The sequence below is a fragment of the Nocardia sp. KT25-26 genome, from assembly GCF_056627695.1.
This window is the reverse complement of sequence record NZ_CM152813.1, coordinates 4,716,401-4,732,258: the sequence shown is the minus strand read 5'-3', so window position 1 is coordinate 4,732,258 and position 15,858 is coordinate 4,716,401. Positions and strand designations below refer to the sequence as shown.

The following is a 15,858-nucleotide window of genomic DNA, read 5'->3' as shown; positions in this document are numbered from 1 at the left end:
GTCACGACCCGGCCGGGGTTTCTGCCGCATCGGGAACCTTGCCGCTGATCAGGACACCCAGCCAGCGGGTGGACGGATCCATATCGATCAGCAGGGCTTTGAGCAGCAGCGTCATCGGGACCGCGAGCAGCGCGCCGAGCACCCCGAGAATCCAGGCCCAGAACACCAGGGACAGGAAGGTGATGGTGACGCTGAGACCGACGGCATCACCGACGAATTTGGGCTGGATGATCGACTGGATCACGAAGTTGATCACGCTGTAGACCACGACCACCCAGAAGGCCAGCTGCCAGCCACCTTCCAGCAGGGCCAGCAACGCGGGCGGGATCAGGCCGAGCACGAATCCGACGTTCGGAATGTAGTTGGTGATGAACGACAGCAGCGCCCACAGCACCGGCAGCGGCACCCCCATCAACCACAGTGCGGCACCGTCGAACACCGCCACGACGAGCCCGAAGACGGTGGAGACCACCAGGTATTTGCGGGTACCGGCGGCGAATCCGGCGAGGGTGTCGACCACCTCGGGCCGCACCCGGGAGACGATCGCCATCCGAGCTCGGATCGTCATGCCGTCCACCACCATGAACAGGACGACCGCCAGCAGGAACACGACATTCGAGCAGACGGCGAGGAGCCCGGCCAGCGCGGCGCTCAGGTATCCGACGAGCTTGCCGAATTGGACGCCTTCGAGCATGTCGTGGATTTCCTCGGTTCCGATGCCGAAACCGGCGAGCAGATCCCGGATATTGTCCAGCAGATCATCGAACCGCGAGGAGTACTGCGGTAGTTCGGTGGCCAGCTGGGCCACCGAGACGGCCAGCCCGCCGATCAGCCCGACCACGATCGCCAGGACACCGAGAAACGCGGCGACCATGCCTGCCCAGGCCGGCAGGCCGCGTCGCCGGCACCAGGTCTGCAGCGGCTGTACCGTGACCGCCAGCACCAGCGCGAGCATCACCGGCCCGAGGAGCCCGGCGGAAAGCTTCATCCCGGCGACGGCAACCACCGCGGCGCCGGAAGCGAGCAATACGATCAAGCCGCGGGGGATCGACCAGGGCGAGGCGGTGGTACTGGTGTCGTTCGGCATCTGCCAGAGCTCCTTCTCGCCGGGCGGCACGGCTGCCCACCCGATTCTGTCGGTGCGGCCTTTCGAATATCCGGGCGGCGCACCGTATCCGTCCGGAGTTCCGCCCGATTTCGCCCGAAACGGGTGAACCGCGGCCGCTAGGCCGCGGTACGGACCACCATCTGCGGCTGATTGGCCACCAGCAGCCACAGCGGCAGGATCACCAGGGTGGCCAACGGCAGGATGGCGATATCGCCGACTGTTGCCACCGCCATGAACAGGGCCAGCCAGCCGAATCGGGCAACTGCCAGCACCGCACCCAGCACCCCGCAGCCGACCGCCACGGCGGGGGAGAGCGCCGGGAAGAGCCCGATCGCGATCAAACCCGTTCCGACGCCGATGAAAACCGCCGCGAAGATCCGCCCGCCCCGGAAGCCGCAGCTGGTGGCGATCAGCAGCGCAGCCAGTTTGACCAGGGTGATCACGACGAGCTCGCCGGTGCCCAGCTCCGGCGCCCGGTCGGTCATCTCCTGCATCTGGGTCAGCCCCTTGAACAGGCTGAGCGGGCCGCCCAGGATGCCGAGCAGACCCAGGACGAAGCCGCCCAGGGTGATCGCGACGAACGGGTTGGGCAGGCGCCGGAAGGCGTGATACGTCGCCGGCAGGGCGTAGACGGCGAGCAGACACAGTCCGGTCGCCGCAGCGGCCACCGCGAACCCGGCCACCAGGTCGAGCACCGAGAGGTGTCCCTGATAGGCGGGCACGTCGACGGCGAAAACCGGCCGGGTGAAGGTGGTCATCGTCATGGCGGCCACGCCGGCGGCGAGCAGCGGGGCGAACATCCGGTCCCACAGCGGCCGGTCGTCGTCGGAGCGCGAGGCCACCTCGGTCAGGATCAGCGCGGCGGCGACCGGCGTGCCGAAGAGGGCGCCGACCGTGCCGGCGGTGGCCAGCATGACACCGGTCGCCGGTGCCACGTGGGTCCAGTATCGGGCGATCAGCCAGATCGTCAACGAGGTGTTGATGGCGGTGATCGGATTCTCCGGCCCCAGGCTGACCCCGCCGGCCAGGCCGATGATCAGCACGATCGTCAGGCTGGGGACCACCCGGACCGGTATCGGTTCGTCGAGCAGGTCGAGGGTGGCCGGATCGGCACCCGCATGACCGGGCATCTTCCACACCACCGCGCCGACCAGCATGCCGGTGACGGTCAGGGTGCCGAGAATCCACCACCACCGATCCCCGTCGGTGCCCAGCAGCCCGGGGGCCGAATCCCAGATCAGATGTTCCAGTTGCTCGGCCACCACGTCGATCGTGATGAGGATCAGGGCGCAGCCGAGTCCGATCACCGTCGCCGGCAGGACGTGCCGGGACAGCGCGCGGACATCGGTCGGTGTGTGCGGAATGCTCATCCGGACTCCCCGGGGGTCGGCATGCGCCGATTCTCCCCGGTGGCCGCCTCGCGGCCGTGGACCTTCCGACGGCCTGTCGCGCGGAACCCTGTCGCGTGGATCTCAGGCGGTGAGGGCGGCGAACAACCGCCGGCTGCGCTCGGCCATATCGGCGGCGGACTGATCGGGATTGCGCAGCCACCAGCGGACCAGGGCGGTGACGGTGTGGGTCCAGACGTGGATGAGGGCGGACAGATCGCGCGGGTCGGTCAGGGTGCCGGCGTAGGACCCGGAGACACCGACCGCGGCCTGTTCGGTGAGGGCCTGGCGGTAGCCGCGGGCGGTCTGTTCCGCACTGCTGCCCGGCGGCAGGGTGTGGTCGAAGAGCACGTTCCAGTCGTGCGGGCGCGGTTCCAGGGCGGCGAACACGGCATCGAGGACGTCGACGGCGCGCTCGATCCCGGTCCGGCCCGGGTTGTCCATGGCTGCGGCGATACCGGCGGTCAGCTCGTCACCGGCCCGGCACACACACGCCCGGTACAGCCCTTCCTTGGACTGGAAATAGCTGTAGACCAGTGGTTTCGATATTTCGGCCCGGGTGGCGACGGCGGCGACGGTGGTGCCCGCGTACCCGCGATCGCTGAACTCGATCGCGGCGGCGTCCAGAATCTGGGTCTCGCGTTCGGGGCGCGGTACGCCCTTGGAGCCCGACCTGCTGGCCACCCTTCCCCCTTCTCTCGCCGGGCCGGATACCGGCGACGACGCTATCAGCAGCCGTGTCGGGCATTGACGCCACGGCGTCCGGTTCCTAAATTACTCATTGGTCAATTGTTTGTGTTACGTCCGGTACCGCATATGGTGGTCCGGGACGAACCGGGAGGAGTTCCCATGGACGCTCGCGCATCGCAACGGCGGGATGCCGCGACGGCTGCACCGACCCGAGTGCTGTCGTTCACCAGGGCCGGGCTGGTCTTCCCGGTTCTGGACACCGGGCCGCTGGACGGTCCGGTCGTCGTCCTGCTGCACGGATTTCCGCAGACCGCCACCTCGTGGGAACCGACCGCGGAGATTCTCAACGAGCGCGGTTTCCGGACGGTCGCGCCCGATCAGCGCGGCTACTCGCCGGGTGCCCGGCCCCGGGGTCGGGTGGCCTACCGCAGTGCCGCCCTGGTGGCCGATGTGGTCGCATTGATCGATCGGGTCGGTACCGGTCCGGTGCATCTCGTCGGGCACGACTGGGGTGCGGTGGTCGCCTGGTCCCTGGCCGCTCGCCGGCCGGAGCTGGTGCGCACCCTGACCACGGTCTCGGTGCCGCATCCGGCGGCGTTCGTGCGTTCGATGTTCGGCAGTGACCAGGCGCTGCGGTCCTGGTACATGGGTGCGCTCCAGGTTCCCTGGCTGCCGGAGTGGGTACTGGGCCGGTTCCCGCGGGTGCTGGATCGGCTCCTGGCCGGCACCGGGATGGATGCCGATCAGATCGAGAGAGTGCACCGGGAGGTGCTGGACCGCGGCGTGCTCACCGGGGCGGTGAACTGGTATCGCGGAGTGCCCTTTACCGCGCCGTGGGCGCTGCGCCGGCCCGTCTCGGCGCCGACCACGCATGTGTGGAGCGACGAGGACGCGGCGATCGGGCGCCGTTCGGCGGAACTTGCCGCCCGATACGTCACCGGACCGTACCGGCTCGAGGTGCTCCGCGGGGTGAGTCACTGGATCCCCGACGAACGTCCGCTCGGGCTCGCCGACATCATCTGTGCACGGATCCGTGGACGGGAGGACGCGTCCGCCGGAGATGACGTGTAAACCCTTGCCGGAAGCACGATTCGGGGTCGAATCTCCGGGATGGATCGAGGCGGGTGGTTATCCGGTAGTAACCTGTCGGATACGACGTAGATTCCACTACGGCCGTTCCGTTGCGATCGCAAGGCTGGTGAGTTCGATGGTGCCCGCATCGATGTTCGACGAGTTGCTTCCACACGGTGAGCTCGACGGAATCGGCCTGCGGGTGGGTGCGATAATCGTTCGGAACGGGAGTGTCCTGCTACTCGAGCCGCACAGTAGCGGGCCGATCCATCCGACCCGGAAGCTGCCCGGGGCCACCGTGCTGTCGGGAGAATCGGTCCACGAGGCCGTGATTCGCGGGGTGCTCGAAGAGACCGGGCTGGAGGTCACCGCCATCCGGCATCACGTCGGCGACTTCGACTACCTGTCCCCGGCGGGAAAGCCGGTGCGCCGGCTGCACTTCGCGGTGGACGTAGCCGCCACCGCGCCGATCGTGCTGAGTGCCCATGCGCGCTATTGCTGGGTTCCGCTCGACGGTGACCTCTCGGTGACGCCGTCCATCCACGAGATTCTCGAGGCGTATCGGCAACTCGGGGAATAGCCCTCTTGAACTGGTGAGAGTATTTCAGTAACTTTGTGTCAACCCCGAGGTCACAGCGATCGGGTGGCTCGAAGGAGAGCTGAAATGGTCCGCACCGTTCCGCGGCGACACCCTGCTGCCCCGCGCGCTGTTCCCGGATTGCGGCCGTTCGCGATGCTGATGGGGATCGGCGCGCCGGGGCCCGCCGAATGGCGGCTGCTGGGCGAGGCACTGTCCATCGGTGATCCGCCGATGGACGAACTCGTCGAATGGATGTACTCGGAGGGGCTGCCGAACACCCGCCCGCTGTTCGAGCAGGCACTGTGCGCGGGCATCGACCAGGTCGCCGATGCGCCCGAGCCGCTGGTTCGTTTCTTCCGGCTGGTCGAGACCGATCCGCCCTGGCTGGACCGGGAACGGGTGCATCGCGCCGAACGGGTCTACCGCAGTGGTGGTGCCGACGGGCTCTACATCGCGCGGGACGTCTCCTTGCTCGGCGGCTATCTGGCGTCCGGCTTCAACCAGACCCTGCTGCGTACGGGGGCGCTGGAGAAGGGGCCCGCGAAGCGGTTCGCCGAGACGCTGCAGTGGGCGCTCGACGTCAGTTCCGAAGGTGGGATGGCCAGATTCGGCGTCGGGTACCGCTCCACGCTGCGCGTCCGGCTCATCCACGGCCTCGTGCGCCGCTATGTGGCCGCACTGCCCGACTGGCGCGAGGACGAATGGGGTGTACCCGTCAATCAGACGGATATGGCGGCGACGCTGGTCGGGGCGTTGATCGCACCGATGGTCGGCGGGTTCGCCATGGGATTGCTGGCCACGCCGCGGGAAGCCGACGACGCCGCCCACCTGGCCCGCTACGTCGGCTGGCTGATCGGCGTGCAGGAGCCGTTCCTGCCCAGCGGTTTCCGTGATTCGGTACGGATCCTCTACCACTGCATGACCGCCATCACCAACCCCGACTGCACTTCAGCGCAGCTGGCCCGGCCGATGGCCGACGAACCGTTGGACTGGCACTACCGCAACCTGCCGGCGCTACGCGGCCGCATCGCGCGCAGCCGGCACCTGTCGGTGGCCATGGCGTTTCTCGGTCCGGCGGCGATGCGCCGGCTCGGCCTTCCCGCGCACACCCTGCCCTGGTATCCGGTCATGCGGGCGCCGGTGAACGCGATCCGCTCGGTGTCCGATCATGTGGTGCCCGGCGGGCGGACCCGTGCCGACCGGCGCGGGCGGCGGGAACAGCGGCAGTTCCTGGCAACGCTCATCGGCTCGGCCCCCGCGGTGATCGGCGATGCCGCCCGGCACGTCGCCTGACCCCAGTCCGACAGATCCGGCTGTGCTGCTGATCTGCCGGGTCTCGCGGAGCCTGCCGGTAGTCCGGCGAGTCGGATTCAGCCGTGCCGGGCGCCGATACTGTGCAGGATCTCGTGGACGATCGGATCGTCGAGCCGGTTGCGCACCGAGCGGCCGACCCGGGTCGAGCTGACGCAGTTCTCCTGGCGCAGGACGCGCAGCGCCTGCGAGATCGAGTTCTCGCTACGGCCGATCGCGGCCGCGAGCTCGCCCACGCTGATGCCGGGGGCCCGGTGCAGGCACAGCAGGATCTCCAGCCGGTTCGGATCGGAGAGCAGGTCGAAACGCCGGGACCAGGCGTGGATATCGACGTCCCGGAGGGCATGCTGCCCGCGTTCTACCGGTGACCCCGGCACGGATTGCGGTTCTCCCATGGCGGTCTCAGCTTAGCGGGCTCGGCCGATGTGCCGCGGCGACCGGGCGCAGGGGTTGCTATCATCTGTCTGTCTGAACAGATGAACAGCGAAAGGGTTCGATATGCCGGGACCGGATCGAGGACGGCCCCGGTGGCTCCGGCGGGTGGTCGTCGCCGCACTGGTGGCCTTGACGGCCGCCGCCTGCGGGACACCCACCCGCACCGAAGGGCTGGTGCTCGCGGACGCCTACGAACTCGGCGGGTACAACCCGATCGCGGGCTACGGTGCCGCCGGTGACGGGCGCTTCTACGACGGCCTGCTGCGCCTGACCGGTGGGCCCGGAATGCCCGGGTTCGAACCGGCGCTCGCTGCCGCTGCGCCACGACCCGACGACGAGGCCGACACCTGGACCGTCAGCCTGCGGTCCGGCGTCCGGTTCAGCGACGGTTCGGCCTTCGACGCCGATGACGTCGTCGCGACCTACCGGGCGATCCTCGATCCGGCCTCGGCCTCGCCGGCGCGCTCCTCGTTCGAGATGATCGACCGAGTCGAGGCGCTCGACGACAGCACCGTCCGATTCACGCTGCACTACCCCTACGCAGCATTCCCCACCAAACTGCTGATCGGTATCGTGCCCGCCGAGGCGGTCGCCGAACCCGGGCCGGCCGCCGAATCGCCGCTGAACACCGCACCCATCGGCACCGGGCCGTACCGGCTGGCCGAACTCGGTCCCGACCGTGCGGTGCTGGCGGCGAACGACGACTACTGGGGTGGCGCGCCCGAGGTACGCCGGCTGACCCTGCTCTACGCGCCCGACGACAACACCCGTGCCCAGCGGATGGCGGCCGGCGAACTCGACGGCACCACCCTGCCGCCGCTGGCCGCGGCGGGCTTCGCCGACCGGGACGGGATCTCGGTGATCGCGAACACCTCGGCGGACTGGCGCGGTGTCTCGCTGCCCGAGGCCGATCCGGTCGCCGGTGACCCGGCCGTCCGGCGGGCGCTGAACCTGGCCGTGGACCGGCAGGCGATCACCGACAATGTGCTCGGCGGCTACGGCCGGCCCGCCTACACGCCGTTCCCCGAGGTGTACGGTGACAGCCACGATCCGGACGCGACCTTCCCGTTCGACCGTGCCCGCGCCGAGTCAGTGCTCGACACCGCCGGCTGGCGGCGTGGCCCGGACGGCATCCGGGCCAGGGACGGGGTACGGGCCCGGTTCACCGTGCTGTACAACTCGACCGACACGCTGCGCCGGGATCTGGCGCAGGCGTTCGCTTCCGACGCCCGTCGCATCGGTGTGGAGGTCGACCTCGAGGCGTTGTCCTGGGACCGGATCGAGCCGCGGGTCGAGCAGGACGCGATCCTGCTCGGCGGCGGTGACGAACCCTACGATCCGGACACCCAGGCCTACAAGACATTGCATTCGGACTATCTGGATCCGGACGTCGGCAGCGTCTACGACAATGCGAGCCGGCACGCCGACCCCGAGATCGACCGGCAACTCGACATCGCCCGGCGCAGTGCCGATCCCGGTACCCGCGCTGCAGCGTACCGCGCCGTGCAGGCCGCCTATCTCGACGATCCCAGCTATGTCTTCCTGGCCTTCCTGGATCACACCTACGTGGTCCGCGACGCCGACTGGCAGATGTCGGGGCCGATCCTGGAGCCGCACACCCACGGGGTCACCTGGGGGCCCTGGTGGTCGCTGCACACCTGGACCCGGCGACCGTGATCGCCCGGATGCGCGGGCGTGGCCTGCCCCGGATGGCCGCGCTGCGGCTACTGACCCTGGTGCCGGTGTTGTTCGCGGTATCGGCCGGGCTGTTCGCGGCCGCCGCGTACTCGCCGTTCGATCCGCTGGTCGGTTACCTGGGAGACCGCTACCAGGTGACCTCGCAGGCCGACAAGGCAGTGATCGCCGGCGAACTCGGACTCGACGACCCGTGGTATCACGTATACGGAGACTGGCTGCAAGCGGTGGTGTCCGGCGACCTCGGCGTCTCTCGTGGCTTCGGCCAGCCGGTGAGTCAGGTGCTCGCCGAACGTATTCCGTGGACGATGCTGCTGGTCGTGACGGGAATGACGGCCGCCGTACTGGTCGCCCTGACCGCGGGAACCTGGGCCGGAATGCATCGGGGCGGCCGGCTCGACCGGATGCTCGCGGCGGCCTGTGTGATCGTCCAGGGGTTGCCCCCGTTCGTGGTGTCGTTGGCCGCGATCGGCGTGTTCGCGGTGGGCCTCGGCTGGCTGCCGCCGGCCGGGCTCACCGATGCGGGCGCCGATCCGACCGTCGGCCAGGTGGCCCGGCATCTGATGCTCCCGGTGACCGTGCTGGCGATTTCCCAGCTGCCGTGGCTGTTGCTGGCGGTCCGGGAGTCGGTATCCGCCAATCGCGGTGAGGACTTCGTGACAGGTGCGACCGCGCGCGGTATCGCGCAGCCGGTGATCGTGCGCCGGCACATCCTGCCCGCCTCGCTGGCGCCGTTCGTGACCATCGTCGGCGTCCGCCTGCCGGAGGTGGTGGTCGGGGCAGTGCTGGTCGAGGAGATCTTCTCCTGGCCGGGTATCGCGGGCGGATTCGTGGAATCGGCCCGCCATCTGGACATGCCGCTGCTGGCGGTGCTCACCGTCGGCACCACAGCGGCAGTGCTGCTGGGTTCGTTGCTCGCCGATATCGCCTGTGTCGTACTCGATCCGAGGGTGCGGGCCGATGGGTAGGCGGTGCTCGCGCCGGGCGATCCGGGAACCGAGCGGGCTGCTGGATCGGGTGATGCTCGTACCGAGGGGTACGGGTTCGAAGGGCAGACGCCCGGTTCGGCCGCCCGGCGACGACGGATCGACGGATGGGAGGCCCGCTGTGCGGTGCGCAGTCCTACGAACAGAGCGGCAGAGCAGGCGGCTGCTGGTCTGCGTTGCGGTGCTCGCCGTGCTGGCCGCCTACGCGGTACTGGTCCCGTGGCTCACCGGCGTCGATCTGCGACTCACGGATTTCGCGAGCGCACGGCAGGCGCCGTCGGCGGATCATCTGTTCGGCACCGATGCGGCCGGGCGGGACCTGTTCGTGCTCACCGCCGCGGCACTGCGGGCTTCACTACTGGTCGCGGCGGCGGCCGCCTTGCTGTCCACCGTCGTCGGAGTCCTGATCGGTGCCGTGTCCGGGCTGGCCGGTGGCTGGACCGACCGGGTCGTGATGCGCTTCGCCGACACCGCGAATGCCCTGCCGCACCTGCTGCTCGGCATCGTCATCGTCGCCCTGTTCCGGGGCAATGTCGTCGCCGTGGTGCTCTCCATCGGCCTCACCCACTGGGTGCAGGTGGCCCGGATCGTCCGGTCTGAGACGTTGAGCCTGCGTGAACGGGACTACCTGCAGGTGGCGGCGCTGGCCGGTGCCGGACGCGGCCATCTGCTGACCCGGCACCTGCTGCCGGCGGTGGCGCCGCAGGCCCTGATCGCGGTGGTGCTGCTGCTGCCGCATGCGGTCTGGCACGAATCCACCCTGTCGTTCCTGGGTTTCGGCTTGCCGCCACACGAGCCCAGCCTGGGCACCCTGCTGGCCCAGGCCCGGGACTCCCTGCTGCTCGGCGGCTGGTGGATGCTCGTCTTCCCCGCCGCCGGGCTGGTGCTCACCACCCTTGCCGTCGCCGGCGCGGGGGCCGTGCTGCGCACCCGCCTGGCCCCACCGAAACCGTCGAGGATGCCCCGATGACCGCACCACCACAGACCGGGACGGCCGCCACTCGCGGCTTGCAGATCGATGCGCTCTCGGTGCGGATCCCGCTGCGCGGCAACAGCGTGGTCCACGCCGTCACCGATGTGACGCTGTCCGTCCCGGCCGGGACCGTGACCGCCCTGGCCGGCGAGTCCGGTTGCGGGAAGTCCATTGTGGCAGCGGCCGTGCTCGGCTTGCTGCCGCCCGGTTCCGAAATCACCGGTACCGCCACGGTGCGGTTCGGCGATCGTGTCATCGATGTACGGACCACCACGGACCCGTATCGCGGCAGACAGGTCGCCTTGATCCCGCAGTCACCGATCACCCACTTCACGCCGGTCCGGACCATCGGCACCCAGTTGGACGAAACGATCGCGGCCCTCGGCGCCTCGTACACCGGCGCCGAGCTCGCCGCCCGGACCGGCTTCCCGGTCGAAGCCCTGGATCGCTATCCGCATCAACTGTCCGGTGGTATGGCGCAACGGGCGGCCGTCGCCGCCGCACTGGCGGGCGACCCCGAGGTGATCGTCGCCGACGAACCGACCGCCGGACTGGACCGCGCGGGCACCGACCACCTCCTCGGCCTGCTACGCGGTTGCGCCGCGGCCGGGGCCGCCGTCCTGCTGATCACCCACGACCTCGCGGCCCTGCTGCGCACCGGTGTCGCCGACTCGCTCGCCGTCATGTACGCCTCCCGGCTGGTCGAAACCGGTCCGGCGAGTGCGGTACTCGACGATCCGTGGCACCCCTACACCGCCGATCTGCTGGCCGCCCTGCCCGAACGCGGCCTCCGGCCACTCCCGCACGCCCCGCCCGAACCGACCGACCCCTCCGCACCCTGCCCCTACGCCGGCGGCCCATCCGAAATGGTGACCAGGGGAGCCCGGCGGATCCGGGAACGGAGTACCGCATGCTGACCGCACATTCGGTGACCGCCGGCCACCGCACCGGAACCGACGTGCTCACCGCCGTCGACCTGACCGTCGCTCCCGGCGAGGTGGTCGGCCTCTACGGCGACTCCGGGTCGGGCAAGACCACCCTGGTACGGGTCCTCGCCGGCCTGCTGCGCCCGGCCGCCGGAAGAGTGACCGTCGACGGTGGCCCCGCACCCCGCGGTGCGATCGCAGTGGTCTTCCAGACACCGCGCACCGCGACGAATCCCCGATTCACCCTCGCCGAGATCATCGCCGAACCGCTCCGGATCCGCGGTGACCGCCGTCCCGATATCACCGGCCTCGCCACCCGCGTCGGCCTCACCCCCGGCCTCCTCGACCGCCGCCCGCACCAGGTCAGCGACGGCCAACTGCAGCGCGCCTGCCTCGCCCGCGCCCTCGCCCAGCAACCCCGCTACCTGCTCTGCGACGAGCCGACCGCCATGCTCGACGCCGCCACCACCGCCGCCCTGGCCCGCGTCATTACCGACACTCCCGCCGCCGGCGTCCTGCTGGTCAGCCACGATGAGGCCCTGCTCGCTGCCTGCTGCGACCGGGTGTTGCGGCTGGATCGGGGAGTCCTGGCGCCGGGCTGAATCGCGATGAGTTGCGCTATTCGCACGCAATCGCCCCGGTTTGCCCGAAAGCCTGCCGATTCCGAACTCGGGTGTGCGGAAAGCGCAACTCGGTGCGGCCGGACCCGCTCCGGAGAAGCTGCTGTCGACTACGGCTGCGGTGCCGGGTAGCGCGTCTGCGCACCGGGTGCCGGCCGAGTCGGGGCGCTGCGGCCGAAAATCCCTTGCGTCGGCCCGGCCGCGATCCGTAGCGTCACGAACCATGTCGTGTTTCAACGCAGCGTCCGTCTACGTGCGTATCCGCAGCTACCGGGCTCCGGTCCGCTAGCAGGCGAGGCGTACAGCGCGCCTGCCGGCGTGCCCGGGCCCCATCGAGACCTGTTCATCTCGAGGACCCGAAAGGGCAGCTGCCGTGGCGCAGACATCTTCATACCGAAACGATTCCGGCGCGCGCCGGAAGTACACCCCCGGCGCAGGCAAACGGACTCCGCGCGACCGGACGCGCCGAGAACGGTCGCAGAACTTCCTGGCCGACCGGACCGCGGTGCGCCGGATACTCGCGGCCGCCGCACCGATGGCCGGTCTGGTGCTGGAACCGGGCGCCGGTGCCGGCGCGCTGACCGGCGCACTGGCCGCCACCGGCGCCCGGGTGGTGGGCTACGAGATCGATCCGCGATACGCGTCGGGATTGCGGTCCCGGCTGTGGAACGCACGCAATGTCGAGATCGTGACCGGCGACTTCCTGCAGGCCCGGCCACCGCGCGAACCGTTCGTGGTGGTCGGCAACATCCCGTACTCGGCGACCGCCCGAATCGTGTCCTGGTGCCTGCACGCGCCCGGACTCGACGCGGCGACGCTGGTCACCCAGCTCGAGTACGCGCGTAAACGCACCGGTGACTACGGCCGGTGGAGCCGGTTGACGGTGGCCGAATGGCCGTGGTTCACCTGGTCGCTCGCCGGGCGGATCGGGCGGGGTAGCTTTCGCCCCGTCCCGTCCGTCGATTCGGCGATCCTGCGGATCGAACGCCGCCCGCGACCGCTGGTCGGCGACGCGGCGGGCTACCGCCGGCTCGTCGAGATCGGGTTCCGGGGCACCGGCGGCACCCTGTACGCGTCGCTACGCCCGCACTACCGCGGTGCGTCCCGGGCCTTCGACCGGGCAGGTATCCGGCGCGACACGGTGGTCGCCTACGTGCACCCGGACCAGTGGATCGCCCTGTATCACGAGCTGGCCGGGGTGGAGCGCGGCCGCAGCTGACAACAGTCTGCGGACATCCGCCGAGCCCTCGCTGCCGTGGTATGTCGGCTCCTCCCGACGGTCCGCAGAACTCGTTCTCGATGCGGTCGGCCTCGACGTCATCCCACTTCCACCGGCGCACCCTGCACCGGCGTGGTCGACGGTATGACCTGACGTTACGTCAGGTGCAAGCGCGAAACGGTCGTCGACCGCGCCGGCGGCTCGGGACGGGGCGCCGCGTGCCCGGGCGCCGGGCGTGACCGCATCGGTCAGGCGGTCCCGCCTTCGGGCTGTTCCGCCCGCTGCCACGGCCAGCGCCCGGTCAGCTCGAGTTCGAGAGAATAGCTGAGGAAGGTTCGCACCAGCACGATCAGGGCGAGGACGCCGACGCTGGTGAAGGTGGGGGAGATGGCGACGGTGCGGATGATATCGGCGGCGACCAGGAATTCCAGGCCGAGCAGGATTGCCCGGCCGAGCCCCCGGCGGTATCGGCGGTAGGCGGGCTCGAACTCGCGGCGTTGCGTCAGGGCCCGGCCGAACTGGACGGTGCCGATCAGGGCGCCGACGACAATGGCGGCCACCCCGGCGACGTCCAGGAACTTTCCGGTGATCTCGATGACCTCGGTGAACTGCATGAACGCTCCTGACGTCGTCCCTGCGGTACCGCGCAGTGGTTTATGATACTGCCTGTATCACCTACTGGAGGGGATCTCATGGCCGAGAATAGCCACCGCGCCGTCGTCGTCGCGGGAACCCGGACACCGTTCGTGCGCGCGTTCACCGATTTCACCCGGCTGGACAGCATCGCCCTCGCCGACGCCGCCGTGAGCGGGCTGCTGGATCGGGCCGGGGTCGCACCGGAACAGATCCAGGCCATGGTCTGGGGCGGGGTGGTACTGCCGCCGCATGCTCCGAATATCGCCCGGGAAGTGGCCCTGGATCTGAAGTTCGACCACGGCTGTGAGGGTTATACGGTGACGCGGGCGTGCGCGTCCGGCCTGCAGGCGATCACCTCCGCCGCGGCGGCCATCGAGCGCGGTGAATACGACATCCTGGTCGCCGGTGGCAGCGATTCCACCAGCAATGCCGCGGTCACACTGCCGCAGAAGGTGGTGCACGCCCTTGCGCCGGTGGCGCTCGGCAAACCGGGCCCCAAGGACTATCTGGACGTGATCCGGCAGCTGGCCCCGTTCACCGACATCCTGCCGCGCCAGCCCAGAATCGCCGAGCGGACCACCGGCGAGGTGATGGGGGAGTCAGCCGAGAAGATGGCCCGGATCAACGGGATCAGCCGCGCCGATCAGGACGCCTTCGCCGCCCGCTCGCACCAGCGTGCCGCCGCCGCAATCGAATCCGGGCGGTTCGACGACGAAGTGGTCCCGGTGGAGACGCCGGACGGCAAGTACGTGCGCACCGACGGCCTGGTCCGGGCGAATACCGGTGTGGACAAGCTGTCCACCCTGAAGCCGGTGTTCGCGAAGGACGGCACCGTGACGGCGGGCAATGCCAGCCCGCTCACCGACGGTGCCGCCGCGGTGCTGATGATGAGCGAGGCCAAGGCGCGCGAACTGGGCCTCACGCCGCTGGCCGCCTTCCGGTCCTGGAGCTATGTCAGCGTGGACCCGGCGGACCAGGTGCTCATCGGCCCCGCCATCTCGATGCCCCGCGCTCTGGAGCGGGCCGGAATGACGCTGTCCGATATCGACCTCGTCGACATCCACGAGGCCTTCGCCGCGCAGACCCTGTCGGTGCTGCGCATGCTCGCCAGCCCCGAATGGGCGCGCGCCCGCCTCGGCCGCGACGAACCGGTGGGCACCGTCGACATCGACAACCTCAACGTGCACGGCGGCTCCATCTCGCTGGGCCACCCGTTCGGCGCCACCGGCGCCCGCATGGTGACCACCATGGCCAACGAACTGTCCCGCACCGGCAAACAGACCGCCCTGCTGGGCATCTGCGCCGCAGGCGGCATCGGCGCCTCCGCGGTCCTCGAACAGGTCTGACACCCGGACCGCCGGCCGGTCGTACGGCCGCCGGATCCGGTTGGCTCGGTAGTGAACCGGGCCTACCGGCTGGACCGACAGCCGGTGCGGAAACCCGCAGCAGGTCAGGTTGTGTCGATGAGGCAGGGCCCGAAGATGCCGTGCCGGTGGCGCGGTGAGCCGTTCGAGATATGTGCTGCGGAACCGAACCGGGTCTTCGTCCGCTCTGTGGACTGCTCGCCGGAACCCATGCGATTCTGGGCCTCGGTGGAGCCACGCGCGAGTCACTGGGGCAGTGACTGCAGGCTCTCGATGCCGGCTGGGCCGGCGGCTGCGGCCCAGCGCGGCAATGGCGACAAACGTCGACTGTGCTGTGCCCGGTCGGGCGACGCGGTGCCGGGCAGCAATTGCCCGGGCCTCGGTGGCACCGCTGGGTGATCGTGCCGTGTCTCGGCCAGGATTGCCGGACGCGGCGGCCCTGTATTTCGCCGACGGCCGGTTGGGCGCCGAGTGCTGCACCAGCGGGGCGAGCCGACCGGCCCGGGTTCCGGTCGGCTCGCTCGTTCATCCTGGTCAGGCTGTGTGCAGTACGTCCGCGTGTCCCATCTCCCGGACCGCTCCGATGCGGGAGAAGAAGCCGGATGCTTCGGGGTCGTTGGGCACTTCTGCGGCGGCGCGTTCGGCGGCTTCCCGCGTCGCCCAGACCATCAGCTCGAGAAACGAGCCGTCGGCGCATTCTGCCAGTTGGGCCCCGACGAAGTCGTTTCCGTACTTCTTCTGCAGCAGGGCAATGAGGTCGTCTCGCTGACCGATGAGGCCGGTTCGGTCGGTCGACTCGAACCGTACGTACTCGATCACAGGCATCCGCGCCATCCTTTCGTTCGTAACGGCTTTT

General features: G+C 69.7%; 16 protein-coding genes. 10 read left to right on the top strand and 6 right to left on the bottom strand.

Annotated features, from left to right (window positions below; genetic code table 11):
- Position 1: 1 nt before the first annotated feature.
- The 3 genes from AC1HFH_RS21420 to AC1HFH_RS21410 all read right to left on the bottom strand — a co-directional run bounded on the left by AC1HFH_RS21420 (position 2) and on the right by AC1HFH_RS21410 (position 3,180).
- Positions 2-1,087: an AI-2E family transporter gene (locus AC1HFH_RS21420; RefSeq protein ID WP_480244573.1), complete on the bottom strand. Its 1,086-nt coding sequence runs from the start codon at positions 1,085-1,087 to the stop codon at positions 2-4.
- Positions 1,088-1,224: 137 nt separating this feature from the next.
- Positions 1,225-2,478, bottom strand: coding sequence for an ion channel protein (locus AC1HFH_RS21415; RefSeq protein ID WP_480244572.1), 1,254 nt, complete (start codon positions 2,476-2,478; stop codon positions 1,225-1,227).
- A gap of 102 nt (positions 2,479-2,580) precedes the next feature.
- A complete protein-coding gene (locus AC1HFH_RS21410) occupies positions 2,581-3,180 on the bottom strand; it encodes a TetR/AcrR family transcriptional regulator (protein WP_480244571.1) in 600 nt (199 codons plus the stop codon).
- Between the two features lie 165 nt (positions 3,181-3,345).
- On the opposite strand from AC1HFH_RS21410, the gene AC1HFH_RS21405 reads away from it, so the two are divergent.
- From AC1HFH_RS21405 to AC1HFH_RS21395, 3 genes are all read left to right on the top strand, one after another.
- On the top strand, positions 3,346-4,257 hold the full coding sequence (locus AC1HFH_RS21405; protein WP_480244570.1) for an alpha/beta fold hydrolase: 912 nt from the start codon (positions 3,346-3,348) through the stop codon (positions 4,255-4,257).
- Positions 4,258-4,393: 136 nt separating this feature from the next.
- The gene (locus tag AC1HFH_RS21400; protein ID WP_480244569.1) at positions 4,394-4,837 is read left to right on the top strand and encodes an NUDIX hydrolase; all 444 of its coding nucleotides are present in this window, start codon (positions 4,394-4,396) and stop codon (positions 4,835-4,837) included.
- A gap of 84 nt (positions 4,838-4,921) precedes the next feature.
- On the top strand, positions 4,922-6,130 hold the full coding sequence (locus AC1HFH_RS21395) for an oxygenase MpaB family protein (RefSeq protein WP_480244568.1): 1,209 nt from the start codon (positions 4,922-4,924) through the stop codon (positions 6,128-6,130).
- A 77-nt stretch (positions 6,131-6,207) separates the two neighbouring features.
- Here the strand turns inward: AC1HFH_RS21395 and AC1HFH_RS21390 are convergent, their stop codons facing one another.
- Positions 6,208-6,543 carry an ArsR/SmtB family transcription factor gene (locus AC1HFH_RS21390; RefSeq protein WP_480244567.1) on the bottom strand — a complete coding sequence of 112 codons (336 nt, stop codon included), beginning with the start codon at positions 6,541-6,543 and terminating at the stop codon, positions 6,208-6,210.
- 103 nt (positions 6,544-6,646) lie between these two features.
- Between AC1HFH_RS21390 and AC1HFH_RS21385 the strand changes: the two genes are divergently transcribed.
- The 6 genes from AC1HFH_RS21385 to erm all read left to right on the top strand — a co-directional run bounded on the left by AC1HFH_RS21385 (position 6,647) and on the right by erm (position 13,002).
- Positions 6,647-8,260 (top strand): ABC transporter substrate-binding protein, encoded by a 1,614-nt coding sequence (locus AC1HFH_RS21385; protein ID WP_480244566.1) that lies wholly within the window; start codon positions 6,647-6,649, stop codon positions 8,258-8,260.
- 32 nt (positions 8,261-8,292) lie between these two features.
- Positions 8,293-9,246: an ABC transporter permease gene (locus tag AC1HFH_RS21380; RefSeq protein WP_480247933.1), complete on the top strand. Its 954-nt coding sequence runs from the start codon at positions 8,293-8,295 to the stop codon at positions 9,244-9,246.
- Positions 9,247-9,385: 139 nt separating this feature from the next.
- A complete protein-coding gene (locus AC1HFH_RS21375; protein ID WP_480244565.1) occupies positions 9,386-10,234 on the top strand; it encodes an ABC transporter permease in 849 nt (282 codons plus the stop codon).
- Positions 10,231-11,154: an ATP-binding cassette domain-containing protein gene (locus AC1HFH_RS21370; protein ID WP_480244564.1), complete on the top strand. Its 924-nt coding sequence runs from the start codon at positions 10,231-10,233 to the stop codon at positions 11,152-11,154. Before AC1HFH_RS21375 ends, AC1HFH_RS21370 begins: the two co-directional genes overlap by 4 nt.
- The gene (locus tag AC1HFH_RS21365; protein WP_480244563.1) at positions 11,148-11,765 is read left to right on the top strand and encodes an ABC transporter ATP-binding protein; all 618 of its coding nucleotides are present in this window, start codon (positions 11,148-11,150) and stop codon (positions 11,763-11,765) included. The genes AC1HFH_RS21370 and AC1HFH_RS21365 overlap by 7 nt, the downstream gene beginning before the upstream one ends.
- A 505-nt stretch (positions 11,766-12,270) precedes the next feature.
- A complete protein-coding gene (gene erm / locus AC1HFH_RS21360; protein WP_480247932.1) occupies positions 12,271-13,002 on the top strand; it encodes a 23S ribosomal RNA methyltransferase Erm in 732 nt (243 codons plus the stop codon).
- A 248-nt stretch (positions 13,003-13,250) separates the two neighbouring features.
- Here erm and AC1HFH_RS21355 read toward each other — a convergent pair whose 3' ends face one another.
- Positions 13,251-13,616 carry a DUF1622 domain-containing protein gene (locus AC1HFH_RS21355; protein ID WP_480244562.1) on the bottom strand — a complete coding sequence of 122 codons (366 nt, stop codon included), beginning with the start codon at positions 13,614-13,616 and terminating at the stop codon, positions 13,251-13,253.
- A 78-nt stretch (positions 13,617-13,694) separates the two neighbouring features.
- On the opposite strand from AC1HFH_RS21355, the gene AC1HFH_RS21350 reads away from it, so the two are divergent.
- A complete protein-coding gene (locus AC1HFH_RS21350; RefSeq protein WP_480244561.1) occupies positions 13,695-14,984 on the top strand; it encodes an acetyl-CoA C-acyltransferase in 1,290 nt (429 codons plus the stop codon).
- 552 nt (positions 14,985-15,536) lie between these two features.
- Here the strand turns inward: AC1HFH_RS21350 and AC1HFH_RS21345 are convergent.
- Positions 15,537-15,827, bottom strand: a complete 291-nt coding sequence (locus AC1HFH_RS21345; protein WP_480244560.1) for a hypothetical protein — start codon at positions 15,825-15,827, stop codon at positions 15,537-15,539.
- Between the last annotated feature and the right edge of the window lie 31 nt (positions 15,828-15,858).

Excerpts from the sequence above, each read along its gene's own strand:
- AC1HFH_RS21420 (WP_480244573.1), bottom strand. The coding sequence starts at position 1,087 with ATGCCGAACGACACCAGTACCACCGCCTCGCCCTGGTCGATCCCCCGC.
- AC1HFH_RS21415 (WP_480244572.1), bottom strand. The coding sequence starts at position 2,478 with ATGAGCATTCCGCACACACCGACCGATGTCCGCGCGCTGTCCCGGCAC.
- AC1HFH_RS21405 (WP_480244570.1), top strand. The coding sequence starts at position 3,346 with ATGGACGCTCGCGCATCGCAACGGCGGGATGCCGCGACGGCTGCACCG.
- AC1HFH_RS21400 (WP_480244569.1), top strand. The coding sequence starts at position 4,394 with ATGGTGCCCGCATCGATGTTCGACGAGTTGCTTCCACACGGTGAGCTC.
- AC1HFH_RS21395 (WP_480244568.1), top strand. The coding sequence starts at position 4,922 with ATGGTCCGCACCGTTCCGCGGCGACACCCTGCTGCCCCGCGCGCTGTT.
- AC1HFH_RS21390 (WP_480244567.1), bottom strand. The coding sequence starts at position 6,543 with ATGGGAGAACCGCAATCCGTGCCGGGGTCACCGGTAGAACGCGGGCAG.
- AC1HFH_RS21385 (WP_480244566.1), top strand. The coding sequence starts at position 6,647 with ATGCCGGGACCGGATCGAGGACGGCCCCGGTGGCTCCGGCGGGTGGTC.
- AC1HFH_RS21380 (WP_480247933.1), top strand. The coding sequence starts at position 8,293 with ATGGCCGCGCTGCGGCTACTGACCCTGGTGCCGGTGTTGTTCGCGGTA.
- AC1HFH_RS21370 (WP_480244564.1), top strand. The coding sequence starts at position 10,231 with ATGACCGCACCACCACAGACCGGGACGGCCGCCACTCGCGGCTTGCAG.
- AC1HFH_RS21365 (WP_480244563.1), top strand. The coding sequence starts at position 11,148 with ATGCTGACCGCACATTCGGTGACCGCCGGCCACCGCACCGGAACCGAC.
- AC1HFH_RS21355 (WP_480244562.1), bottom strand. The coding sequence starts at position 13,616 with ATGCAGTTCACCGAGGTCATCGAGATCACCGGAAAGTTCCTGGACGTC.
- AC1HFH_RS21350 (WP_480244561.1), top strand. The coding sequence starts at position 13,695 with ATGGCCGAGAATAGCCACCGCGCCGTCGTCGTCGCGGGAACCCGGACA.
- AC1HFH_RS21345 (WP_480244560.1), bottom strand. The coding sequence starts at position 15,827 with ATGCCTGTGATCGAGTACGTACGGTTCGAGTCGACCGACCGAACCGGC.